This is a genomic window from Paraglaciecola chathamensis S18K6 (assembly GCA_000314955.1).
Classification (GTDB): domain Bacteria; phylum Pseudomonadota; class Gammaproteobacteria; order Enterobacterales; family Alteromonadaceae; genus Paraglaciecola; species Paraglaciecola chathamensis.
Genome location: BAEM01000019.1, coordinates 12742 through 37302 on the forward strand (window position 1 = coordinate 12742; position 24561 = coordinate 37302).

Annotated in this window: 23 protein-coding genes; 11 read left to right on the plus strand and 12 right to left on the minus strand. The window is 44.9% G+C overall.

The features are described from left to right. Nucleotides 1–269: 269 nt before the first annotated feature. Entirely contained in the window at nucleotides 270–1313 is a 1044-nt protein-coding gene (locus GCHA_RS05320; RefSeq protein WP_007985892.1) for a GGDEF domain-containing protein, read from the plus strand. Next, nucleotides 1306–1527: a histidine kinase gene (locus GCHA_RS05325; RefSeq protein WP_007985893.1), complete on the plus strand. Its 222-nt coding sequence runs from the start codon at nucleotides 1306–1308 to the stop codon at nucleotides 1525–1527. The genes GCHA_RS05320 and GCHA_RS05325 overlap by 8 nt, the downstream gene beginning before the upstream one ends. A gap of 53 nt (nucleotides 1528–1580) precedes the next feature. On the opposite strand, the gene GCHA_RS05330 is transcribed toward GCHA_RS05325, so the two are convergent. The 5 genes from GCHA_RS05330 to GCHA_RS05350 form a co-directional block, all read right to left on the minus strand. Continuing rightward, entirely contained in the window at nucleotides 1581–3185 is a 1605-nt protein-coding gene (locus GCHA_RS05330; RefSeq protein WP_007985894.1) for an ABC-F family ATPase, read from the minus strand. A 146-nt stretch (nucleotides 3186–3331) separates the two neighbouring features. Then, nucleotides 3332–3880, minus strand: coding sequence for a DUF6436 domain-containing protein (locus tag GCHA_RS05335; protein WP_007985896.1), 549 nt, complete (start codon nucleotides 3878–3880; stop codon nucleotides 3332–3334). 36 nt (nucleotides 3881–3916) lie between these two features. Next, a complete protein-coding gene (locus GCHA_RS05340; protein WP_007985897.1) occupies nucleotides 3917–5413 on the minus strand; it encodes a methyl-accepting chemotaxis protein in 1497 nt (498 codons plus the stop codon). A gap of 140 nt (nucleotides 5414–5553) precedes the next feature. Beyond that, nucleotides 5554–6639 carry a DUF2855 family protein gene (locus tag GCHA_RS05345; RefSeq protein WP_007985899.1) on the minus strand — a complete coding sequence of 362 codons (1086 nt, stop codon included), beginning with the start codon at nucleotides 6637–6639 and terminating at the stop codon, nucleotides 5554–5556. A 1-nt stretch (nucleotide 6640) separates the two neighbouring features. Beyond that, a complete protein-coding gene (locus GCHA_RS05350; protein WP_007985901.1) occupies nucleotides 6641–8059 on the minus strand; it encodes an NAD(P)-binding protein in 1419 nt (472 codons plus the stop codon). Between the two features lie 153 nt (nucleotides 8060–8212). Here GCHA_RS05350 and GCHA_RS05355 point away from each other — a divergent pair, with 153 nt between their 5' ends. Further along, the gene (locus GCHA_RS05355) at nucleotides 8213–8803 is read left to right on the plus strand and encodes a TetR/AcrR family transcriptional regulator (protein ID WP_007985902.1); all 591 of its coding nucleotides are present in this window, start codon (nucleotides 8213–8215) and stop codon (nucleotides 8801–8803) included. A 54-nt stretch (nucleotides 8804–8857) separates the two neighbouring features. Here GCHA_RS05355 and GCHA_RS05360 read toward each other — a convergent pair whose 3' ends face one another. Then, a complete protein-coding gene (locus GCHA_RS05360) occupies nucleotides 8858–10105 on the minus strand; it encodes a malic enzyme-like NAD(P)-binding protein (RefSeq protein WP_007985904.1) in 1248 nt (415 codons plus the stop codon). Nucleotides 10106–10440: 335 nt separating this feature from the next. After that, the gene (gene rpmE / locus GCHA_RS22475) at nucleotides 10441–10656 is read right to left on the minus strand and encodes a 50S ribosomal protein L31 (protein WP_011576878.1); all 216 of its coding nucleotides are present in this window, start codon (nucleotides 10654–10656) and stop codon (nucleotides 10441–10443) included. 225 nt (nucleotides 10657–10881) lie between these two features. Between rpmE and priA the strand changes: the two genes are divergently transcribed. The 4 genes from priA to hslU all read left to right on the plus strand — a co-directional run bounded on the left by priA (nucleotide 10882) and on the right by hslU (nucleotide 15850). Continuing rightward, a complete protein-coding gene (gene priA, locus GCHA_RS05365; RefSeq protein WP_007985908.1) occupies nucleotides 10882–13059 on the plus strand; it encodes a primosomal protein N' in 2178 nt (725 codons plus the stop codon). Nucleotides 13060–13191: 132 nt separating this feature from the next. After that, the gene (locus GCHA_RS05370) at nucleotides 13192–13722 is read left to right on the plus strand and encodes an SPOR domain-containing protein (protein ID WP_007985910.1); all 531 of its coding nucleotides are present in this window, start codon (nucleotides 13192–13194) and stop codon (nucleotides 13720–13722) included. Nucleotides 13723–13916: 194 nt separating this feature from the next. Then, nucleotides 13917–14441, plus strand: coding sequence for an ATP-dependent protease subunit HslV (hslV, locus tag GCHA_RS05375; protein WP_007985912.1), 525 nt, complete (start codon nucleotides 13917–13919; stop codon nucleotides 14439–14441). A gap of 77 nt (nucleotides 14442–14518) precedes the next feature. Then, nucleotides 14519–15850, plus strand: a complete 1332-nt coding sequence (gene hslU, locus GCHA_RS05380; RefSeq protein ID WP_007985913.1) for an ATP-dependent protease ATPase subunit HslU — start codon at nucleotides 14519–14521, stop codon at nucleotides 15848–15850. 74 nt (nucleotides 15851–15924) lie between these two features. Here hslU and GCHA_RS05385 read toward each other — a convergent pair whose 3' ends face one another. From GCHA_RS05385 to nhaA, 5 genes are all read right to left on the minus strand, one after another. Then, complete coding sequence (locus GCHA_RS05385; RefSeq protein WP_007985915.1) at nucleotides 15925–17067, minus strand: EstA family serine hydrolase; 1143 nt, start codon at nucleotides 17065–17067, stop codon at nucleotides 15925–15927. A 582-nt stretch (nucleotides 17068–17649) separates the two neighbouring features. Continuing rightward, a complete protein-coding gene (locus tag GCHA_RS05390) occupies nucleotides 17650–18660 on the minus strand; it encodes a PA2778 family cysteine peptidase (RefSeq protein ID WP_007985919.1) in 1011 nt (336 codons plus the stop codon). Nucleotides 18661–18687: 27 nt separating this feature from the next. After that, entirely contained in the window at nucleotides 18688–19062 is a 375-nt protein-coding gene (locus tag GCHA_RS05395) for a PA2779 family protein (RefSeq protein WP_007985921.1), read from the minus strand. 554 nt (nucleotides 19063–19616) lie between these two features. Further along, complete coding sequence (locus GCHA_RS05400) at nucleotides 19617–20135, minus strand: hypothetical protein (protein WP_007985923.1); 519 nt, start codon at nucleotides 20133–20135, stop codon at nucleotides 19617–19619. A gap of 52 nt (nucleotides 20136–20187) precedes the next feature. Further along, nucleotides 20188–21405, minus strand: a complete 1218-nt coding sequence (gene nhaA, locus GCHA_RS05405; protein WP_007985925.1) for a Na+/H+ antiporter NhaA — start codon at nucleotides 21403–21405, stop codon at nucleotides 20188–20190. Between the two features lie 122 nt (nucleotides 21406–21527). On the opposite strand from nhaA, the gene GCHA_RS05410 reads away from it, so the two are divergent. The 4 genes from GCHA_RS05410 to GCHA_RS05420 all read left to right on the plus strand — a co-directional run bounded on the left by GCHA_RS05410 (nucleotide 21528) and on the right by GCHA_RS05420 (nucleotide 24475). Further along, nucleotides 21528–22415 (plus strand): LysR family transcriptional regulator, encoded by an 888-nt coding sequence (locus GCHA_RS05410; RefSeq protein WP_007985926.1) that lies wholly within the window; start codon nucleotides 21528–21530, stop codon nucleotides 22413–22415. Between the two features lie 170 nt (nucleotides 22416–22585). Further along, nucleotides 22586–22882, plus strand: a complete 297-nt coding sequence (locus GCHA_RS23185) for an SH3 domain-containing protein (protein ID WP_318248938.1) — start codon at nucleotides 22586–22588, stop codon at nucleotides 22880–22882. Between the two features lie 38 nt (nucleotides 22883–22920). Next, entirely contained in the window at nucleotides 22921–23994 is a 1074-nt protein-coding gene (locus GCHA_RS05415) for an N-acetylmuramidase domain-containing protein (RefSeq protein ID WP_318248939.1), read from the plus strand. Between the two features lie 49 nt (nucleotides 23995–24043). Further along, entirely contained in the window at nucleotides 24044–24475 is a 432-nt protein-coding gene (locus tag GCHA_RS05420; RefSeq protein WP_007985927.1) for a 3TM-type holin, read from the plus strand. The last annotated feature ends 86 nt before the right edge of the window (nucleotides 24476–24561 follow it).

The window sequence follows — 24561 nt, forward strand, 5'->3', positions numbered from 1 at the left end:
AAAAGAAATAATTATTACAAAATATAAGAAAAACAAGAATAATGTAGTAACCCATAATTACCGTTTCAGTCTTTTGAAGTATGTAAAGACTACAATTCCCTTTCGTAAGAATGCGCAATTCCTGCTAATTTAAACGTATCTGGTAACAATTATCCGTGTAAAAAACAAAAAATATCAATAAGTTATCCGTTATTGTCTAGGTTGGCACTTAAGCTGCTTAAAGAACGATTTACTCACCAAATTATAAACTTAGAAACGGGGAAGCCACCATGAGCGTATCTGAACTACGCCCGAATCAGGAAATCGATGCCAGTGCAGTAGCGCTATCCTCTGGAACTTCGGTGGCCAACAGCGAGTTGCGTAAGCAAACCCTGATGGTGGTTGACGATTATCAAAGTAACTTACAGGCGATGAACGCCCTTTTCGAGTATCAATATCAAGTGGTGCTGTTTGATAATGCCAAAGATGCCTTAACGCACGCTCAACAGGAGTCTGTAGATTTAATTCTATTAGATTTAGACATGCCAGATATGCACGGATATGAAGCCTGTACAGAATTGAAGTCAAACCCACTGACTGCGCATATTCCGGTTATATTCGTTACCGCTTCTGACAGCACAGACGACGAGGCTCATGGGCTATTACTCGGTGCGGTAGATTACATCACTAAACCGGTTAATTTGACCATTTTACGCGCTCGTGTGCGTAATCACATGGAGCTGGTGTATTACCGTAAACAATTGGAATTTTTATCCAGTGTGGACGGGTTAACCGGCGTGGCAAATCGTCGCCAATTAGATACGGTTTTATTGCAACAATTCGCCTCTACCATTCGTTTTGGCCGCTGTTTGACCTTAATGATGATCGATATTGATGACTTTAAACCTTACAACGATTTTTATGGGCATATGCAGGGAGACGACTGTTTAAAGCGCGTTGCGCATGCCATTCAATCGGTACGACGACGAGAGTCCGACTTTGTAGGCCGTTACGGCGGAGAGGAATTTGCCATGGTGTTGCCAGATACGGACTTAGAGGGTGGCCTTGTAGTGGCACAAAAGCTACTGCAAACCGTCCGAGGTTTGAATATTGAACATCAAGGGGCAACCGCCGCAGACCGAGTGACAATCAGTATTGGTTTAACCGTATATGAGGCGAAACAAGACTACCCTGAACATATTTCGGTAGAAGAACTGATTAAACTAGCGGATAGACAGCTATATGCAGCAAAACGGGACGGTAAAAATCGGGTGAATTATTACCAAGTTCCCAAACTTCCCACACCCATCAAGGACGATACCCAACATGAATGATGATGAAGCAACAAAAATTCGCAAACATATCCACAATGTACGCAACCCATTGAACAGTATCGCGCTGCATGCAGAACTGGGCAATATGCTGTTAGAAGGGCACGCCAGCAACAAAGAGCTGCAAAATGCTTTTTCGGTTATCTTGCAGCAATGCCGACAATGTGACACTGAGCTAGGTAAAATTCGTAACTTGGTTGTTTCTGAGCGACCTTAAAAAGCGAGCAAACACCTGACATTTGTCCGCTCGGCTAGACTCCCCAAAAGCGCCTAAGCTGCGACACTTGCCTCTTTACGACTTGCAAAGTACTCATCGTAAGTGCCTTGGAAGTTAATCACTTCTTGGTCTTTTATTTCAATCACACGCGTGGCTAACGACGATACGAACTCGCGGTCATGACTGACGAAAATCAGTGTTCCGTCAAACTTTTTAAGTGCGCTGTTTAGCGCTTCAATGGCTTCCATATCCATGTGGTTGGTTGGCTCATCCATAATCAAAACATTGATATCAGACATCATCAGCTTACCAAACAGCAAACGGTTCTTTTCACCACCAGAGCACACATTCACTTTTTTGTTGAAATCATCAGCACTGAACAACAAACGTCCCAACATGGCGCGAACGGCCAAATCGTCGTGTTTAGGTGTTCTCCACTGTGACATCCAGTCGAACAAAGTGATATCCATAGCAAAATCTGCAGAGCTATCCTGTGGACAGTAACCAATCACGGCGTTCTCTGACCATTTTATTGTGCCTTCGTTGAGTTCAAGCTCATTCACAAGGCAACGTAAGAAAGTGGTCTTCCCCACGCCGTTTTCGCCGGTAATCGCTAAACGCGCGCCTGCTTCTAAGATCAACTCCCCTCCACTGAACAAAGGCTGGCCGTCAAAGCCGTGACCGAAATTTTCTAAGATCAGTGCTTGGCGATGCAATTTACGATGCTGCTTTAAGGTAATAGACGGCGTGCGACGACTAGAGGATTTCACCTCGTCTAACTGAATTTTTTCAAGGCGTTTTGCCCGCGAACTGGCTTGTTTAGCTTTTGAAGCATTCGCAGAGAAACGCGCAACAAACCCTTGCAGGTCTTCCATCTCAGCGGTTTTCTTGGCATTGCTGGTCAACAATTGTTCTTGAATTAAAGACGATGCTTCAATAAAGGCCTCATAGTTACCTGGGTAAATACGCAGCTCACCATAGTCAATATCTGCCATGTGAGTACAGACTGAATTTAAGAAGTGGCGATCGTGAGAAATGATAATCATGGTGCACTTACGTTGATTCAGCACATCTGCTAACCAAGAGATAGTGTAAATATCCAAGTTGTTGGTCGGCTCATCAAGCAGCAAAATATCAGGGTTTGAAAACAACGCTTGCGCTAATAACACACGTAGCTTCCAGCCTGGAGCCACTTGGCTCATTAAGCCATAGTGATAATGCTCTGCAATACCCGCTTCTAATAATATGTCACCGGCGCGTGCTTCAGCTGTGTATCCGTCCATTTCAGCAAAGTCAGTTTCTAGCTGCGCGACTAACATGCCGTCTTCTTCTGACATTTCGGCTTTAGCGTAAATTTCGTCTCGCTGCTGCTTAACCTTCCACAATGCGGCGTCACCCATAATCACTGCGTCAACGACACTGTATTGCTCAAAAGCGAACTGGTTTTGACTTAAAATACCCAGTTTGTCCCCTGGCGTAATAGACACATTACCCGAGGAGGGTTGCAAATCACCGCTTAGAATTTTCATAAAGGTCGACTTGCCGCAACCGTTAGCACCAATAAGGCCATAACGATTACCTTGACCAAATTTGGCCGAAATATTTTCAAATAAAGGCTCAGCGCCAAATTGCATGGTGATGTTTGCGGTAGATATCAAAAGAAAATTCCTAGGGATGGTGTCAGTATGTCAAATAAAGAGGGAGTCATAATAAAGCCGTTAAGGCTTAGCGCGGCGCACTATAAAGAAACACGGGCAATATGTCGAGGTATGTTGCTTATTTTATCAACAAAAAACAGAAACAATCAGGCTTTATTATTTGCACAATAACAGCCATAACCTTCACTGACCACCGCGCTACCTAGATGTTTATCAGCAAGGATATTGTCAAGAAATCGATCAACGATTGCAGTGTCTGCGGAGCAAAAATAACCAGATGAATAAGGGCCAAAATACCCTAACTGGCCTTGCTCATCGAAGACCATAATAGCCGGTAGCGAGGGTAAAATAACCTCATCAGGAATGCCGCTAGGGGCAACATGAAGTGAGCGATAGCCCGAGTGGCCTAATGTATAGTCAAGGCGGTCAACATGTATATCATTGGAAAAATTACAGCTGCACCCGGCTTGCTGAATGTGAATAACGGTTTTACTTAAAGCGGGGTATTGCTGCGCCATCATGATGGTAACATTGGGGGCAAATTCAGCACTCATAGCGGCCAAAGCAAATTTTTGCTCCGGATCGAATTCCACCTGACGTTGTAAGCCCGAGTACGCAAGCCCACCGATAACCACCATAACCCATATGATAAGCCCAAAATAAACCAGTGCCTGCTTTAACGGTTTTGACATCATACGGGTTTAGTTATTTTTTAACCTGACACTCGCGCATTAGGAGCGAAAGCTCGACAATTGGCGATTTAACGCTTCGCTCATATCATTTAACACTTGGGCATCTTGATTCATCGCTGAGATGGTATCGAGTTCAGTACTGTTGCTTTCTTTTAGCGTCAGCGCTGCATGATGTATTACATCGCTATTGCACGCTTGTTGTTCACAGGACTGACTCATCAAGGCCACTGAATCAGATACTTCTTGAATGTTATGTTGTATTTCAGATATCAGCTCACTCACTGAACCTGTGTGTGCGCTAGTCACTTGGCTGAGCTCAACACAGTTGGTCATTGAGCTACTGGACTCTTTTGAAGAGCTTACCAAGTTAACAATGATTTCGTTGATTTCTTCGGTGCTGGATTTTGTACGTGAAGCAAGTGTACGCACTTCATCCGCGACAACAGCAAAACCGCGACCATGCTCACCTGCTCGTGCGGCTTCAATGGCAGCATTTAAGGCCAGTAAGTTAGTTTGATCGGCTATCGATTGAATGGTTTCGAGTACTTTAGAAATATCCTGGCAATCTGCCGCTAGCTTCTGGATCGTTGCACTGGTTTGCTCAAGTTTTTCACCTAGCTGGGTGACATCATTGTGGGTTTGAGCCATCGTTTGCTGGGCATCTTCGGTATTCGCCCTGGCTTTGTCAGATGCTGATTTTACCTGTTCATTGTTATTATTCATCGCGTTGGTTGATTGCATCATCTCTTGCGACGATACCTCAATATGTGCCACTTCTTGAATGCTTTTCTCTTTGGCTTGGCGCAGAGAAGTATTGTACTGGCTGTTCGACGTCGAATTTTGGTCAATTTGCTGCGCGGCCAAACGCATATTGGTAATCAACCCATTAAATAAATCGAGTAAATTATTAAATGCAGGAACCGAAGTGGAACCCATTTGTTCATTTGCGCGAATCGTCAAATCAATGGCTTTTTTGTCTTGCATGATGGTTTCAACGCTCGATACCAACGATGCAGTGGCTAGCGACTCTTTACGATTGTCATTGGCCATCTTACCTAACATGGTTGCTTGCAAAATTGCGTACAGGGCGTGCACGCCAATTAGCCAAAATGCCAGCCCCCCATCGAGTAACACGTAAACCGGCACACCATTTTTTTGCAAAAAGAAAAATGACACGTGATGCACTACAACCACAATTATCGCCGTGATATACACATGCCAATTGCGGTAGTAGGCCAAAAATGACAACAGCACGAATACCCCAAAATGCATTTCAACTAAGCCATGCATTTGATGAATTTGCAGCGCACTGTAAAGCATTAAACCAACGGCAACTATGTGCTGAGTTAAGCGTGATTGTGGCTTAAGGCGGATCGCAGCGATCCCAATAAGAGACGTAGACACACCCACAAGAATAGCTTCCCACCAGGTTTCATTTACCCCTGCTATGGCCAAACTGATCACAAGCAACGCGACGAATGTCACCTGCATACCCTTATTTGCGCTATCTACCCATGGGCGGTCAATATTGTTCAATGCGCTTCTCCACTAGAAAAAATATAGGTGCAAGACTAATACACGCCTTGTGCTTATCAATTACACACAATAGACAAAAAATCGCGATCAAGCAGACACTTAACCGCGATACACTTATATTTGTTATCGGACCATACGCATTAAAGTTTAATAATTAACCCCTGCTCCGGGGGAATTTGTCCTGCACACACTTGCCCATAAACTTGGGCTAACGCCTCTAAGCCGTTAAGCTCTTTTACCTTTAGCCAGCTGCGACATTTCATTGCCGTTTCGGCCATAAAGCCAGTTGTACGTTGTTCAAATCCCTGCGGCCCCCAATCTTTCATACGTTTTTGGATATGTCCTGGCGCGAAGAAAAACTCACTTTTATCTGATTCAGTCGCATTATCAGCAGAAAATTCATCCCAGTGCGTTAAACCCACATTGATGCAATATGTCAGGTTATCGCCTAGGTGTGAGGCTAATTTAGTCAAAATATCAGCACTGCCCGACATATCCACAATGACCGTTGGCTTACTCGCGTCAATATCACTCATTTGGTTGTAAGTAACCACCTGATCGTATACGCCTACTTTTTGTACAAACGGCTTGTTGCTACTCGAGGTCAGGCCGATGCTCTGAGGTGCAGAGTCATCAGCATGTAAGGCGTAACCTAAGCCCAAGCTTGTTTTACTAGATGCGCTTATCACCACCACTTGCTTCGCATCGAACCAATTGTTGTCTTGCAAGCGATCCCATAAACAAAACGAAGTAATATGCAGCGGAAACAACAACATGCGTTCTTTATCATATTCAGGATTGTAACCTTCTTCGCCACTTAAACGACTGTAAGAGTTGTATCCAGGTGGTAGAATGGCTCGGTGTGCTGAACCGTCAACCAAACGTTGAGGGGACACATTTTTGGGCGTCATCACCAATTGTTCAGCAGGAGGAAAATAACCGAATAAGCGCTCTCCCACTTCAATCCCAGTGGATTTAGATTGCGTCACTTGAGCGAATCCCCACACTGGGATGATCCCCCACTGTTTGTCTTGATTATCCGCGGGTGGAAAGAACTGCCAATAACCTAACTTATCTCCCATCATGCCGTAGGTAATGTTGTTCGCAGTAAACGAAAAGCGCTCTACTTTAAGCAGTATTTGCCCCTCATCTATGCTGTCAATGACAGGAGTCGTGACAACTCGTTCTTGGGTTAATTGTTGCTGCTTGACCTGAAACTCGCTCATTTTATGCTCCTTGTGCAGCTTCGGCTGCCAAATACTGTTGTAATTTGCCCATGGCTGGCATGGCGTTTTCACGCAAACGCCCTAGAATCATCATTTTTTCCATGTCGGTTTTATCCACACTGCGCACCAATTGGCTAAAGCCATCTAGGCGGTTTTCTAGTAACCACTGCTTAAGATCGTCATCCTGAGACCAAATATGCTGATTACGCATAAAGGCCGCGGTCAAGCGCACCCAATCCATAACGCCATTGGGTAATGGCACTACCCCACAGATATGATTTTTGCTTTTCTCATCTGGGTACTTTTCACTGGCTTCAATATGCGCAATAAACGCCGCACTGAACGCCGGCTGATATGAGCGCACGGTTTGAGGGGTAACGACATTGCCGCTGAATATAGGTTTTACTGCTAAGTTGGTAATGGCGCTAGCAGAGCAATCGACATGAATATGCTCAGGGCTGGTTTTTATCTCACCTTGCTCTAACTGAATATTATCCTGTCCTACGTGAGTCACTCTGCCCTTGCGCACCACATTCTTGATCTTTTTAAGCTCTGCTAATTCCATCTGACTCACAGTGGCCCCGTGAAACATTTGTGGCCACACAGTTTCATCTAAGCGCAGAAATACACCGGCTTTTTCAAGACGAGAAAACATATCATCCACTGAAGTGGATTGAGCAATCGCCTCCATCTGCGCAGCTTGAGCGCCTATCGCATCATTGAAGAACTCGATTGTCGGTTGAGTATTTTTTCTATCTATCAACCACGCGTCACGGGGTACTATCCACTGAATATCGTCAGGGTTAACCTTATTTTCAAGCAACCATAAACAGGCATCGATTCCGGTTTTACCCCCACCGATTATGACGAATCCGGCCGGTTTCTTATCGATATTCACCAAATCATTGATAGGCATAAACTGGGCGCTATCATCCACTGTGAAGCTTGGTTTATGAGTACTTGGCACTGAAGTTTTTAAGTAAGTTGCATCAACTATTTTTTTATTAACGGTCACTTGATGCTCATCATCATTGATCACTGAAACGAATTGGCCGTTACCTTTATATTCACTCATTGGAAAATAACTCACGCGCCCAGAGGGCAAAAATCGCTCACGCATGACATTATCAAAATACGCGCTGACCTCAGCGCCGGTAGCGAGTTCATTCAAGCCTTTGTTTAATCCATTTTTATCGATGCACCCTTTGCTCAATTCAGTTGAACTAACGCCGTAAAACGCCGAAGGTTGATGCAAGGTCACGAAGGGATAGGCTACGTTCCAATGGCCGCCAGGCTTGTGATATTTGTCTACTATCATGATGTTCGCGTCAGTCTCACTTAACAAAACGTCCGCAAACGCCATACCGACGGCGCCAGCACCAACAATTAAATAATCTGTTTCATGGGTAAAAGTCGTCATTCTCGTTCCAGTCTCTCTCGGGTTAGTGTTTTGCACGCGAGATTCGACACGAGTGCAATGATTCTATGCTCCACGACTTTGCTAAATTATCGATTGAACATAACAGTGTTATATTAAAGAATAACACTGTTATGTATGTCAAGAGAATGTTAATTGAATATTGCTAAACGTAAAATACTCAAAGCGGCTTCAGAGTTATTTTTAGAAGGGGGCATAGCTGCTCTAAGTGTGCGCTCGATCGCTAAAAAAGCAGGTGTATCAACCATTGGCATTTACAGCCACTTTCAAGGAAAAGAAGGTATTTTGGATGAGTTATACATCCAAGGGTTCGAGTTGGTTATGCAAGCGATGGATTTTGAACGCAAAGCGCTGTCAGCCAAAGACATCATGCTCAAAGGGGTTCGTGGCTACTTTGCCATGGCAGAAGCCCATGAAGGCCATTATCGTTTAATCTTTGGTGAAAATGACAACCGTTACACCCCTTCTGAAGAGGCGAAAGCCGTCGCCGAAAAGGCCTTCGGTCAATTATTAAAAGTCACCGCTCTGTTGTTACCAGACAACGCCAGCATGGCATTAAAGCAAAAAAATGCGTTAGAAATATGGGCGTTTGTGCATGGTTATGTCAGTTTAAAACACCATGCTGTGGCCAGCATTTTTGAAACGCCAGACTGGTATGCGATGGCCGAAGAAGCGGTGTCAGTTCATATCGACGCCATACTGGCTAAACCTGAAAATCAGCCATAAAAAAAGCGCCAAGAGATATCTTCTCGTTAGCGCTTGGTTTATCGAGCAGGTTTGCTAACCCTGCATATATCCCGCTGGTAGCTCTTTTAACATAGCTACACCAGAATCTATCGCCGCTTGAGCAACTGCTGTTGCTACACGTTGCAGTAAGCGCGGGTCCATCGGTTTAGGGATAATATACTCTCGGCCAAACGTCAGACTGGTCAAGTTACTCGCAGCGAGCACATCCGCAGGCACTGGCTCTTTGGTGATACCACGAATTGCCTCGACGGCTGCAATTTTCATTTCGTCGTTTATTTCAGACGCGCGTACATCTAATGCCCCGCGGAAAATAAACGGAAAACACAGCACATTGTTCACCTGATTAGGGTAATCAGACCGTCCTGTAGCCATAATGACATCATCACGCACTGAGTGAGCAAGTTCAGGTTTAATTTCAGGATCAGGATTAGAGCAAGCAAAAATAACCGGATTAGGTGCCATCAATGCTAATGCTTCAGCAGGCAATACGTCTGGCCCTGACACTCCAACAAAGACATCTGCGCCGTCTAAGGCATCTTCTAAAGTGCGCTTGTCGGTATTATTGGCAAACAACTTTTTGTGATGGGTAAGGTTGTCACGTCTGGTATGAATAACGCCCTTGGTATCAAGCATATAGATACGCTCGCGCTTGGCACCACATTTAATCAATAACTCCATACAGGCAATGGCAGCCGCGCCAGCTCCCATGCAGACGATAGTGACATCAGTTAATTCCTTGCCTTGTACCTCAAGCGCATTAAGCATTCCTGCCGCTGTGACAATCGCAGTGCCGTGCTGATCGTCGTGAAATACCGGCACACTGCAACGCTTAATCAGTTCTTGTTCAATTTCAAAACATTCTGGAGCTTTAATATCTTCTAGATTGATCCCACCAAAGGTATCAGCAATGTTCGCCACGGTATTAATGAAATCTTCCGTGGTGCTATGCTTTACTTCAATATCGATAGAATCTAATCCAGCAAAACGCTTAAATAACAGGGCTTTACCTTCCATAACCGGCTTAGACGCCAGCGGGCCCAAATTGCCTAAGCCAAGAATAGCAGTGCCATTTGAGATCACAGCCACCATATTACCTTTAGCAGTGTACTGGTATGCGGCATTTGGGTCTGCTGCAATTTCTCGGACGGGCTCAGCTACGCCAGGGCTGTATGCTAGGGCTAAATCGGTCACGGTTTCCGCCGGTTTCGTTAGCTGTATTGCTATCTTGCCCGGTACAGGTTTAGCGTGGTAATCCAATGCTTGTTGACGAAAATCAGACATCTTGGTCTCGATCCTTAAAATGTAGGGTTGAATCAGAGTACGTTAACTTTCTTATTGTTTTGTTCCAGACTTACGGTTTCACCTTTCGATTAGACGGAATCAAGAGTCCAAACGCCTTATTATTATTCTCGTGAAAGCCCGTTAAACAGTAACTTATCAGGTATGTGTTTATGCTGGTAAGCTTCACTACATCATAAATGAAACGAGATAGCCAAGGCTAATAACCATGGTGAATTATGAATAAAGTTTTACTGAAATATTAGACAGTTAGGAAAGAATAAATGACAGGCACAAAAAAGGGCGCTAAATGCGCCCTTTTTGTCACGTACTTACGCTTACTTCTTGGTGCTAAGTGCGCTGAAACGTTTGTTGAACTTGTCAACACGACCGCCAGTATCAACGTTACGTTGCTTACCAGTGTAGAAAGGATGGCACGCTGAACATACGTCCAGGTTAAGATCTTTCTTCAAAGTTGAACGAACAACGATAACATTGCCACATGAACATGTTGCTTTCATGTCTTGGTAGTCTGGATGTATACCTGTTTTCATGGATTACCCCTAAGTAAGGCCGTATCGCTATCCAACCCGAAGTTGAACACCATACGAAAATTAAATTCGATTTATGCGATCAATGCGGCTTGCCGCAAAGAGCCGGGCATATTAATGTAACGCCTTGCCCTGATCAAGCTCTATTGGCGAATATATGGTCAAATAAGCAAACTTCAACTGTCAGCTCACTTTAAAACCACCAACTTACAAGATGATTAGTCCGTTATGCCCATTATCCGCGTTGCCGTTCCTGTTCCTAAGCGCCAATTTTTTGAGTACCAACACACTAGCGCCTTAGAACCTGGTATTCGTGTACGCGTACCATTTGGGCCACGTAAGTTAGTGGGTGTTGCCCTTGAGACCACGGATGAATCGCAGTGGCAAAGTGACAAATTGAAAGCCATTTTAGAAGTATTAGATGACGCACCAATTTTCAGCCCAATACAACTTAAACTATGTCAATGGCTGAGCCAATACTACCAACACCCAATTGGAGATGTACTGCACAGCGCCATGCCTGTTTCTTTGCGCAAAGGAGGCTCGAGCGAGCCTAAACCAGTCAGCTTTTTACAAGTGAGCAAACAAGGTCAACAAGCCGACTCAGCCAGTTTAGGCAAAGCACGTAAGCAACAACAGTTGCTTGCGCAATTACAGCAAGATGAAGCCAGCTATTCCAGCATTCTCGCCCAGTATGCTAGCACCACTGTCAAGGCGCTGATCGAAAAGGAATTAATTGAGCAAGTTGAGCGTATACCGTCACTTGATACCAATTGGTTAAACGATTTGAATATTGGCGAAAAGCCACTGCCTAATGTTGAACAAGCAATAGCCATTAGCCAGATCACCGCGAAAATAGGCGAATATGCGAGCTTTTTAATTGAAGGGGTAACGGGCAGCGGTAAAACCGAAGTGTATTTGCAGGCGATTGAAAGCGTGCTAACTCAGAGCAAACAAGTGCTTATTTTAGTCCCTGAAATCGGGTTAACCCCGCAAACCGTCGAGCGTTTTGCCAAGCGTTTTAATGTGCCTGTGGGTATATTGCATTCCAACTTAACCGATAACGAACGTTTACTCGTTTGGCAGCAAAGTCATGCTGGGCAACTACCGATCATCATTGGTACCCGTTCTGCGATATTCACGCCAATGAAATCCCCTGGCATGCTGATTGTGGATGAAGAGCATGACTCGTCTTACAAACAACAAGATGGCCTGCGTTACCATGCAAGAGACTTAGCCGTAATGCGCGCCGCCCAAGAAAAAATTCCGCTAATATTAGGATCAGCTACGCCAGCCCTAGAATCACTGAATAATGCCTTAAACGGCAAATATCAGCACCTTATACTCAATGAACGTGCTGGCAATGCTTCCCATCCAAAACAACAAGTGTTGGATATCCGTAATCAGCCCCTAGAGTTCGGTTTAGCCAAAGGCATTATCGAGCGTATTGGCCAGCATTTAGCCCAAGAAAGTCAGGTAATGCTGTTTATTAATCGGCGCGGTTATGCACCTGCGCTGGTATGCCATACCTGTGGGCATGTTGAAGAATGCCCTGGCTGCAACAAACCTTATACTTTGCACAAACAACTGTATAAATTGCAATGTCACCACTGCGGCAGCGCTAAAGCGATCCCTAAACGCTGTCAAAGCTGCAACAGTACCGAGCTCAGCGCGATGGGCTTAGGCACGGAGCAACTCGAACAAGGCTTGCAAACGCTATTCCCTCAATACACCAGCGTACGCATCGACAGTGACAGCGCCAGAGGCAAAAACCGCTTAAATGACATGCTGGATAAAATTAACCGCAATGAATATCAAATTTTAATCGGCACACAGATATTGTCTAAAGGTCACCATTTTCCGAATGTTACCTTGGTAGTCATTTTAGAAGTGGATGGCGCATTATTTAGTGCCGACTACCGTGCTGCAGAGCACCTAGCGCAATTAGTCACCCAGCTTGCAGGGCGTGCAGGTCGCGCTGAAAAGCCCGGTGAAATGTGGTTGCAAACCCATGACCCGAGTCATCCTTTACTGCAAGATTTGCTCAACAATGGGTATTCTCACTTTGCTCGCTATGCGCTACTTGAGCGCGAGCAGGCCATGTTGCCGCCCCATACCTATCAGGCCTTATTTAGAGCTCAGTCCAGCGATCCCCGTTTAGCCAATCAATTACTGATGGATATATCTCAACAGTTTAGCTATTCAAAACACGTGCAATGCATTGGACCACTGCCTGCTTTAATGGAAAAACGCCAAGGTAAGTTTCGCATGCAATTGGTGTTAATCAGCAGTAATCGTGCGGCATTGCAACATACGTTAAGCCAAGCCATGCCCAATATCGAACAGTTACCCCTTGCCACTAAAGTGCGCTGGGCATTGGACGTGGATCCGCAAGACTTCATGTAAATACCCCAATCATTAAGATGCCGCCAGGCAGCGTGACAATTATATTTTGCAGATCCACCAAATTCTGATTGAGGATTAGGCTGAGCAAGGTAAAATCCGCGATTCTTCTAGCCTTAGTATTCGGAAGTAAATATGGCTCACAAAGATTATGTCGCCCGCGGGCGCAACCCTAAAAAGGCCCCAGAGCCTGAAAAACGCCCATTGCCTTGGTTGCGTATTATTATCACGCTGGCCTTGTTGCTGGGCTTTGGCTATTTTCTGTGGAGTATTAATGACAAAGCGGAAGACCCAGCGCACAAAAAAGCCCAGTCTCAAGCAACCCAGGTAGATCCCTTGCCTGAAGTGCCCAAAGAAGAGTGGGAATTCATTAAAACTTTACCCGAGTACAGTGTAGAGGTTGAGGTAGAAGAGCAAGAAGCATCAGATAAACGCTACTTGATGCAATGCGGCTCCTTTAGAAAGCAAGGCCAGGCAGAAGAACTAAAGGCGCGCATCGCCTTTCAGGGATTCGAGGCTCAGGTACGCCCTAGCGAAGGCAGCTCAGGCCGCTGGTATCGTGTCATTATTGGCCCTTATGAAAGCAAGCGCCTAGCGGAAAAACAACGCCATACATTACAACGAGCCAAAATTAATGGCTGTAAAATTTGGCTTTGGAACCTATAAACGAGCTTTACAGTCCTGCTATTGAGTTATGCATAAAGAGCTACTTTCAAGTAGCTCTTTTTTATTCATCTGGTTTGTAACTAGCGCCATGCTATTTACTTGAAAATTTATGAATCCTCCCCACATCTAAGTCAATTGTCGCAATGGTCTTCCTATTCGAGGAAACATTGCAGTTAAACCATTGAGGAATTCCTGTGACTACAATCGTATCTGTACGTCGCGGTAACCAAGTTGTTATCGCTGGCGATGGCCAAGTTTCACTTGGCAACACCGTAATGAAAGGTAACGCCAAAAAAGTGCGCCGTTTATACAATAACAAAGTCCTTGCGGGCTTTGCCGGTGGTACCGCCGATGCATTCACCTTGTTCGAGCGCTTTGAGTCAAAACTTGAAATACATCAGGGCAATTTAACCCGCGCCGCGGTGGAATTGGCCAAAGATTGGCGAACGGACCGAATGCTGCGCAAGCTCGAAGCCTTGCTAGCCGTAGCCGATGAAACAGCATCTTTTATCATTACCGGTAACGGTGACGTGGTGCAGCCTGAAAACGACTTAATTGCTATAGGCTCAGGTGGCCCATTTGCGCAGTCTGCTGCCAGTGCATTGTTAGATAACACCGAGCTGTCGGCTGAGGAAATCGCTGAAAAAGCCTTAACGATAGCTGGCAACATCTGCGTGTTTACCAACCATAGTCATACAATAGAAAAAATCGATTATTAACTCAGTGTTTGCGTTCAAACGCTGCTAGTAGGCCGTTATCACGGCCGTTTAAGACCAAATTATATAAGGGTTAAATTATGTCAGAGATGACCCCAAGAGAAATCGTCCACGAGTTGGACCGCCACATTATTGGCCAAAAAAATGCTAAACGAGCCGTGTCAGTCGCTTTGCGTAATCGCTGGCGCCGTATGCAGTTGAGCGGAGACTTGCGTCAAGAAGTCACGCCAAAAAATATTTTGATGATTGGCCCAACTGGGGTCGGTAAAACCGAGATTGCCCGTCGTTTAGCGAAGCTCGCTAACGCCCCTTTTATCAAGGTTGAGGCCACTAAATTCACCGAAGTAGGTTACGTGGGTAAAGAAGTAGAGACCATTATTCGCGACCTAGCCGACATCGCAGTGAAAATGGCGAAAGAGCAAGAAACCAAAAAAGTGAAATACCGCGCCGAAGAAGCCGCTGAAGAGCGCATTTTAGACGTGCTATTGCCACCGGCTGAGAATCAGTGGGGCGAGAAAGAAAAGAACGAAGACAAGGGCACTCGCCAAACCTTCCGTAAAAAATTGCGTGAAGGCCAACTTGACGACAAAGAAATCGAAATCGATGTTGCTTTGCCACAAGTAGGCGTAGAAATTATGGCGCCTCCTGGTATGGAAGAAATGACCAACCAGCTGCAAGGCATGTTTCAAAACTTATCTGGCTCGCAGAAGAAAAAGAAAAAGCTGAAGATCAAAGAAGCCTTCAAACTATTGATTGAAGAAGAAGCCGCGCGTTTAGTGAATCAAGAAGACTTAAAAGCCAATGCGATTGAGTCACTTGAGCAAAACGGCATCGTGTTTATCGATGAAATCGACAAAATCTGTAAGCGCGAAGGCTCAAACAGTGGCGGTGACGTATCTCGTGAAGGTGTGCAACGTGACTTGCTTCCTTTAGTCGAAGGTTCTACGGTATCGACAAAACATGGCATGGTTAAAACTGACCATATTTTGTTTATTGCTTCAGGCGCGTTCCAAATGGCTAAGCCATCTGATTTGATCCCAGAGCTACAAGGTCGCTTACCTATCCGCGTAGAGTTAGAAGCCTTAACAGCTGAAGACTTTATTCGCATACTGACTGAGCCAAATGCCTCGTTAACTGAGCAATATATCGCCTTACTAAAAACCGAAGGCGTAGAAGTAGAGTTCACCCAGGACGGTATAGAGCGTATTGCTCAAGCGGCATGGCAAGTGAATGAGCGCACTGAAAATATCGGTGCTCGCCGCCTGCATACAGTGATGGAACGTTTAATGGAGGAGATTTCATTTGATGCTTCTGAGAAAAACGGTGAACAGCTCACCGTTGATGCGAAATACGTGAACGATCACTTAGAAATGCTGGTTGAAAACGAAGACTTAAGCCGCTTCATCTTATAAATTCAAAAACCTAACGATAGAAAGCCAAAAGGCGAGTTCAGTATACTGAACTCGCCTTTTTTCTTGTAAGTATTCTAAGCTATTTCTCCGATACACGCATAGACTTGCTCAATCAAACTCTGACTACGCGCATCTCCGACCAAATCTGGACTCATTTGGCTGCAAATATAGCCAAAAGACAGCTTATTGACTGGATCATGGCAACCAAACGAACCGCCCCAACCACTGTGCCCAAAGGTACTCGGCTCTTTGCCGTACGTATTGCCCAGCGCATTCACCACCAGTCCCATACCCCAATGAACAGGCAAACCCAACAAGTCATCCGTTCGGGAGCTATTCACCTCTGTGGTTTTAGCCAGCGTATCAGCACTGAGCAATCCGTTTTCGGGGCGATATAGCTCGTACAAGTTCGCAATGGCTTTAGCCGTACCATGGCCATTAATGGCAGGCAGCTCAGCTTCACGGGCTTGAGGTGTTAACATAAAGTCAGCGCGCAGCAATGGGTTAGTCATACCAGCAAGGGCGTGAGCAGGCATGTTCTTCGGCATGTATGGTGCGCGGGTTGGTGGCAGTAAATCCGCTACTCTTTCATGTTGGTTTTCAGGCAAACCAATTTGAAAATCAATATTTCTAGGCTGGCATATCTCTGTATTGAGGTACTCCCCTAATGTAACGCCAGCGGCGCGTCGAACAATTTCCCCCACTAAGAAACCAAAGGTCACCGCCTGATAACAGGTTCTGGTGCCTGGCGGAAAAAACGGCGCTTGAGCGGCAAGTTTCTGACAGCAGTCATCCCAATCTAGTAGCCCTTCCATGGCGATAGGTTCCTCAAATGCGTTAAGGCCGCTTTGGTGTGACAGCACCTGAGCAATGGTTATATCCTGCTTACCGTTCGCAGCGAATTCAGGCCAATGCTTAGCAACCTTATCGCTGTATTCTAGCAACCCACGCTCAACCAAATGAGCAACACAAAGAGCTGCAACCCCTTTGGTGGTTGAAAAAACGTTCACTATTGTATTTTCTTGCCAGGCTTTTTCAGCTTCTGATTGGGAGTAAGTACCTGCGTAAATATCGACCACCAGCTTGCCTTGGTGAAACAAGGCAAATCCCGCGCCTTGTTCTGGCGTGGCACTTTGCGCATCAAAGTTCGACTTAAACGCTGCCACGAGAGGCTCAAATTCAGTATCCCAACTGCCCGCTACTTTAACTATCGACATAAATCGCTCCCACTGATTAGTTACTACAGATAGGTAATCACCTTGTGTATAACCTTTTTTAACACGGTTAAAAACACAAGTAACATCAGCTTTTTTTATGCTCACTTATTAGTCACAACGCCCCTCAATGCGAATCGCAGCTCATTTGTAGTGGTTAAACAATCCCCCACAGAATGACATAACACCCCCCCCCCTTATTTTTATCAAGCCACCCATGTTAAGAATTTTTATATGGACACCAATTTTTATATGGACACCCATGTTAATAACATCCACTTCTAAAGCCATAAGTGCCTTTGAAATCAAAGCTTAACGCGCAACGGCTCACTTAGATTAATCATGGGTGTCTCGATAATTTATCCTTCGTATCAAAAGGATTTTTATATGGACACCCATGTTAATAACGTCCGCTCCTAAAGCCATAAGCGCCTTTAAAAACAAAGCGTAACGCGCAAAGGCACACGCAGATTAATCATGGGTGTCTCGATAATTTTTCTTTTTTATAGCGGGTAGAGGCCGGCGATTATGAAATCGTCGGCCTTTAATAAGCATGTATTTAGATTAGATTTGGAGTTTTGCGGATTAGCGGATTAATGGACATTGTGTTGCCGCTTTATGACTGTTCTCGGTAGCATTGCGACTGAGTTCGGCAATTTGCTGCTTGGTATCAAGTAAATTGGCGTTTTGCGGCTCATAAGCCAATGCGCGGTTGATCAGTACGTTCGCTTGCGGATCGCAACCTAACGTCGCTAAGGCATAGGCGTAATTGTTTAGGTAAGGTAGGTTTTCATGGTCTTTTTTTTCAATGCTGCCTTGACGATATGGATAGCCTTTTTGATACCACAGCGCCGCCCGCTGGGGATCATTTTCTAAATAATCATTGGCCAGTAAAAAGTAATTTAGCCATTTATCCGGCCATTCGGTAATCGCCGTTTTTAGCGCTTCACGCCCTGCTTTTTTCTGGCCAGTACTTAGCAAATCTTGTGCAGCTTGAGTGTAATTAAGTGGGGTAAATTCATCGCCCATTTTATCTGGGGGCACGGCTGCTAGCAGCCAATATTCACCGCGAGCCCACGTGCGCTCGAATGTGGTGAAATTTAGCCGATGATTTTGCGTCTCACCAGTGTGTAAAATCATTTCCCGTGTATTTAGGTCATAGCCGATTACGAGTGCGTAATGCCACATAGGTATTAAGGCCACCGAAACATTTTGCAGCACCACCACAGGTACATCGTCACGGATCAAACCGAGCAATTGCTGTAAATCACCTTTTTGTGCATACGCCAGCATGCCTTGCTGCCGGCTAGCCGAAACCATTTCGAGCTGCAAACTGCCTTCAAGCTCAGGTACGAATAAACTAGGCGCTATCTGCTCTGGCGTGGTGTTAGCACCATAATAATTGAATACTTCTGCTAAGGTGGTTGGCCCACAATAGAATGCTTGTTGAGGGTAGAAGGGAACATCTTTAATCAGGTGCTTGGTAGCAAAATCATTTTGCTGAGCAAATAGTTGTTCGGTTTGTGGTGCGCTTTGACAGGCACACAATAAAAACAAAAGGCTGACGAGTACGCCAGCCTTAACATTATAAAACATATCGTTATTTCTCGATCTTAACCGCTTCTAGCTGTTAATGGGACGAATGAAAGGATACACATCAGTTACACCTAGAAGGTCGAGTAAAGCAACAACAGCAAGCACAGTGACTATTGCGCCCACAATACCACCAGCGGGCATGTTGTTCATTTGCTCATTAAGCGCAGTCAATTCATTTTGCGTCATGTCATTGATACGCGACTTAGCATCCGCTGGGCTTACACCAAGCGCTTCTAATTGTGTTTGAACCTCACTGCTGTCCACCATAGTTAAAACTTGCTGCTTACTAAATTGATAATGCGCCTGATTGAGTACCTCGTTTGAACTATAAACGCCCGCGGAGGCAGTCCCCATACCAAGGGTTAACAGTAGTGCACTAACAAGTGTGATTAGTTTGGTCATAGTGTTCTCTTTATTGTTGATTAAGTATGTGAACAGCACATGCTTATGGTGAAACAGTGCGCCAAACAATAAGGCGGCACTGTTATTCTTTTCATATTCTATTCACCGTACTACAAGTCTTATGCCAAGGTCTGTCACATGCATTTAAAACTCAATAATTTCAATACAATTCAAATAGTTAGAAAGAATCGACTGGTCAAATCAAGGTTAGGCACTGTCGCAAATAACCAACGAATTCAGTAAAGGCTGCCTAACTGTGTAATAAGTTCACAGCGAAACATATTTCTCTTATACCATTCCACTTTAATAAGTGATCACTCAGCGAGAGTTTAAAAGGGCTTAAACAAGGCGCATGACTGAATGAATAGTTGTTCTCTTTCGAAGTCATGCAAAGCAGTGTAAGCCCTTTTAAAACTCGCCTGAAAGGAATGCCCCAGCAGCTTTTGCTCTGCGTTCTCACTATTCGAAAGGGAACAACCATTACTTCATAGCGACGCCTTAATCAAAAACCGCTGGACGCATTCTGAGGGGGCACTTATTAATGCGGATTGGTATTACCTCTTTTCGCAGGGATAGGCCGACTGCACAGCTTGGTAAATGACTTCTCCCAACGTTTGAGAACGTTCGAACGTGTCCGGTAAGAAGTTCACCACTGCCAACACCGCTTCTTGGTCAATTTCTGGATTAGGTAAGCAAAAATTAGCGAGATAGGTGTCGGAATCTGTCGATCGGCCATTACCAATACGTGTGCGCATTGCTCGCTGAGCAAACTCAGATAACTCTTTTTTATTTTCTAAGCCACGCATTATTTGTGAATCGGTCAGCACTGCACCGTATAAAAAACCGCGAATAAATTGATAACAACTGTCAACTCCCTGCTGAGCAGAGCCCGCATTTTCGCGCAGGGCTTGACAGCTTTGCCATACATTACTGGCGCTACTAATACCTCTTTGTTTTGAATCTGGGTTCGCAAAAGCTTGAGTACAAAACAGCGAACTTCCAAATAATAGACTCAAGCCTACAAATACACTTTTGACTTTTTTTATACAGGTTACATTAAACATATTCCGCATCGTATTCCCCTTATTGTTAGGTTTATTCACGGCCTTAACGCATAAGTGAACACTACATTGCTGCGTCAACCGTTGTTTGTTTATCTGCTTCAATTCTTTGTTTCGACTTTGCATTACTTCTGGCTAAAAGTATCGCACCTAAAACCGCTGAGACGAGCGAGCCAAGTAATACCCCTACTTTAACACTTGTTTGGTAAGCTAAACCTTGCTCTTCAAACGCTAAACTTCCAATAAATAAACTCATTGTAAAACCAATACCGCACAGTAAACTCACGCCATACAACTGCACCCAGTTAGCACCTTGAGGCAAGTTCGCTAACCCAGCTTTAACCGTTAACCAGCACACACCGAATATACCTATCTGTTTACCCACAAAGAGGCCCGCTGCGATCCCCAAGGTAATTGGGTTTAATAAATCGGAAAAACTTGCCCCAAATAATGAGACGCCCGCATTTGCGAAAGCAAAAATAGGCAGCACAACAAACCCTACCCAAGGATGCAGTTTATGCTCTAAATGGGGCAACATAGGGTGACCATCTTCATTTTTTAGTTTCAGCGGAATAAACCAGGCCAAAGCAAAGCCAGCTAACGTCGCATGCACGCCAGATTTGAGCACCGCGGCCCACACCACAACACCAATAATGATATAGGCAGCTTGACGACGCACATTAAAACGATTTAACAGAAATAGGCCGACTAAGCCTACACATGCCACTACCAAAGAGGTGGTAGATAAGTCTTGAGAGTAGAACAAGGCAATAATGACAATCGCCCCTATATCATCAAATATCGCCACACTTAGTAAAAACAACTTCAAGCTTAGCGGTAAGAATTTACCAAAAATGGTGAACACCCCAACGGCGAAGGCAATATCTGTCGCAGACGGAATTGCCCAACCATTTACCGCAATAGGATCTTCAGCATTAAACCATACGTAAATTAATGCAGGAAACACGATTCCGGCTATCGCGGCCACAGCAGGCAAGGTGACTTGGGAAACCGATGATAATTGCCCATCCAATATTTCACGCTTAACCTCAAGGCCAACAAGAAAGAAAAATATTGCCATTAACCCATCGTTAACCCATAGCAGCAGTGGTTTAGCAATTTCGAAAGCACCAAACCGAACACTCACAGGAATTTCTAACAGGCCATTGTAAAAGCCAAAAGCGGGGGAATTTGCAAGGATCATAGCTAGCGCAGCCGCAGCGACCAACAATACACCGCCTGCTGCTTCATGCTGAATTAACTTTGACAAGTAAGTCTGCACAGTTCAATCCTTCTAACAGGGAATTCTAGGTTTAATATACGCACCAGTTTCAATTAGGTATAGTCGTTTTCATCTTCATTTCAATCAGGAATTTCCTGATAAGAACCAAATGGATTACCGCCGTGCATCAATTAAATTATCAACACTTGTATTACTTCTACGTTACGGCAACCGAAGGCAGCATTATCAAAGCAGCGGGGCTTTTACATCTCACGCCGCAAACAGTAAGTGAGCAAATTCGTACCCTCGAGGCATACTTTGGTTTCGATCTGTTTGACAGAGTAGGTAAACGCTTGCAACTCAACAGCCAAGGTCAGTTAACCTATAAGTTTGCCAAGTCCATTTTTAATATGGGTAACGAACTACTGCTCTCGGTGAAAAATCAACAGCAAAACCAGCAGCAAGTCTTTTGTGTAGGCGTAACAGACGTACTGCCAAAAGTACTCGCATTTCAGATGTTTCAGCGCTGTTTAACCGCCCACCCTAATGTGCGTCTGGTGTGTAAAGAAGGTGATCTGAACAGCCTCACCGCCGAGCTGGCCTTAAATAAAGTAGATGCTATTTTGTCTGACAGGCCTTTACCCAGTAACAGCAATGTCAAAGCCTACAACCATTTGTTAGCCCGCAGTGGACTAAGCTTTTTTGTCGCCCAGAATTTAGCAACTAACTTTGGCAACTTCCCTCATTGTTTAGATAATCAACCCTTTCTATTGCCAGGGGATAACTCAGCTCAGAAGCTTTCAATACTGGCCTGGTTTGCTAAACACAAAATCAATCCACAAATTGCGGCTGAGTTTGAAGACGGCGCGTTAATGAAACTCTTCGCACAACAAGGCTACGGAGTATTTTGTGCCCCGACCTCAGTAGAGCGCGATATAGAACAACAATACACAGTGAGTGTTATTGGGCGCACCCATTTACTTACCGAACGCTTGTACCTTATTTCCCCTGAACGAAAAGTCACTAACCCATTATTGTTACCCTTATTGCTCAAAGGCAACGAGACATAACCTAAGCCAATACCTACCCTACAATATTTACCTGTATATTTTTTTGTACAAAAGCTGGCGAGACAACGTAAACCTGCTATCACTGTAAATGAAGATATTTGATATGCAGGAGGCACCATCATGTACCTTGTTTACTCTCCGACTCCCCCATCGTATTTATTGACAAATATATGTTGCGTCCTTTGCTGGGAGAGTTTGTCATGTTAGATGCTGTCAGCGCCAATTTACTTAATGTACGGAGTTTACCCTCTACTTCCAGCACGGTTGTCGGCCAATTAACGCGAGGCATGGTGATAGTCACCACGCCTGTACAATACAATTGGGTGCAGTTTCGCTTTGGCAGTACTTTTGGTTTTGTTTCAGGCAGTTACTTACAAAAAGTACACGATTTGTCACGCCTTACCGGTTCAGTAAACACTGATTTACTCAACATACGTCAAGCACCAAGTACTAGTGCAAGGTATTAGCCACTGTCGCGCTTGGGGCATCCATTAAAACACTCGCCGTGGCAGGTGATTGGCTAGAAATAGAGTTTAATGGCCATCAAGCTTACACCTTCGCCAAACACGTGGACTTGGTGTACGCCGACAACGGCTATTACGCTAACGTCACCGCCGCTGCACTAAACGTAAGAAGTGCTCCGAATAAACACGCCAGCATTTTCGGGCAACTTGCTGCCAATAGCCTAGTTTGGGTTGAAGGTAAGCAGCAAAATTGGTGTCAAATACGTTTTAATGGGAACCGTGGGTACGCGGCCAGTGCCTATTTACAAGCGGCCCCTGAAATTAACGATACTCACCTATTAAAAGAGCAAGACCACCAAGACCCAAGAGACGAGTCGCTCACTCACCACCTAGCTCCGTCGTCGAACCGCTTAGAACCGTCAGACCAGTTAACCCCAGACTTGATACTCACGGTCGCAGGAAGCAAAGAGCAGCGTGCCGTAGCCGCGACGTGGAATCGCTGGGGCCGTCTACTGACCACTTTGTGCGTAGAAAAGGACATTGATGTGGCCTGCGCCGTAGCCGTCTTGTGTGTAGAAAGCCGAGGAAAAGGGTTTGAACAAAATAACGCTGACCGGCTGATTATCCGCTTCGAAAACCATAAATTTTGGAGATACTGGGGAAAGCATCATCCCCAGCAATATCGTCAGCACTTTTCCTACAATCCTAAAAAAGTCTGGACTGAACACCAGTGGCGCATGAGCCCCAGTGATCCTTGGCAAAGTTTTCACGGTGTTCAAGCGAAAGAATGGCAGGTATTCGAGTTTGCTCGTAGCTTAGACGAAGACGCCGCTATGTTGTCAATCAGCATGGGCGCCCCGCAAATCATGGGCTTTCATTACGAACGAATTGGCTATCAGTCCGTAGTCGAAATGTTTGACGCGTTCTGCCAAGGCATACCCGCCCACATACACGGTTTATTTGAATTTTTTGATACAAACATGCATCAGCACCTGCGGGATCATTCATTCGAAAATTTCGCAGCTCTATATAACGGTAGCGGGCAAAAAGCGCTATATGGCCGCCTAATTAAAAACCACAACGACGCCTTTGCCAAGCTGCATCCGAATGCTTAGCGAAACACCTAGTCACTCACTTTGTGCAAAAAATAAAAGGAACAAAAACATGAACGTATTTTCATTTATCAGCAATTTATTTGAACCCGCTGTAAAGTTAGTTGATGAATTACATACCAGTGATGAAGAGCGCTTGCAGTTACAAAGTCAGATAAAAGCGGTGGAAAACGAATTATTAGCGAGAGTCATTGCCTATGAAAACCAGTTACTGCAAAGCAAAACCGATATTATCACTGCCGAATCTACCGGCCAGTCTTGGATCCAGCGTAATTGGCGTCCTATCACTATGCTGACGTTTTTAGTTTTAGTCGTAATGGACAGCTTTGGTTGGTTACCCAATCCACTGGCAGATGAAGCATGGACCTTATTACAGATAGGGTTAGGCGGCTATGTTGCTGGCCGCTCTGCGGAGAAGATCACTCACCAATATCTGCAAGCCAGGCCAGCAGACAGCAAAAATACCAATACAGCTAAAGGCTAACTTGACGCTTGTTAAGCATTGGGGCAAACACAATTATTAGTTGGTCGTAAACCGCCCTTTGCTGGAAAATATAAACTGTGTTCTCG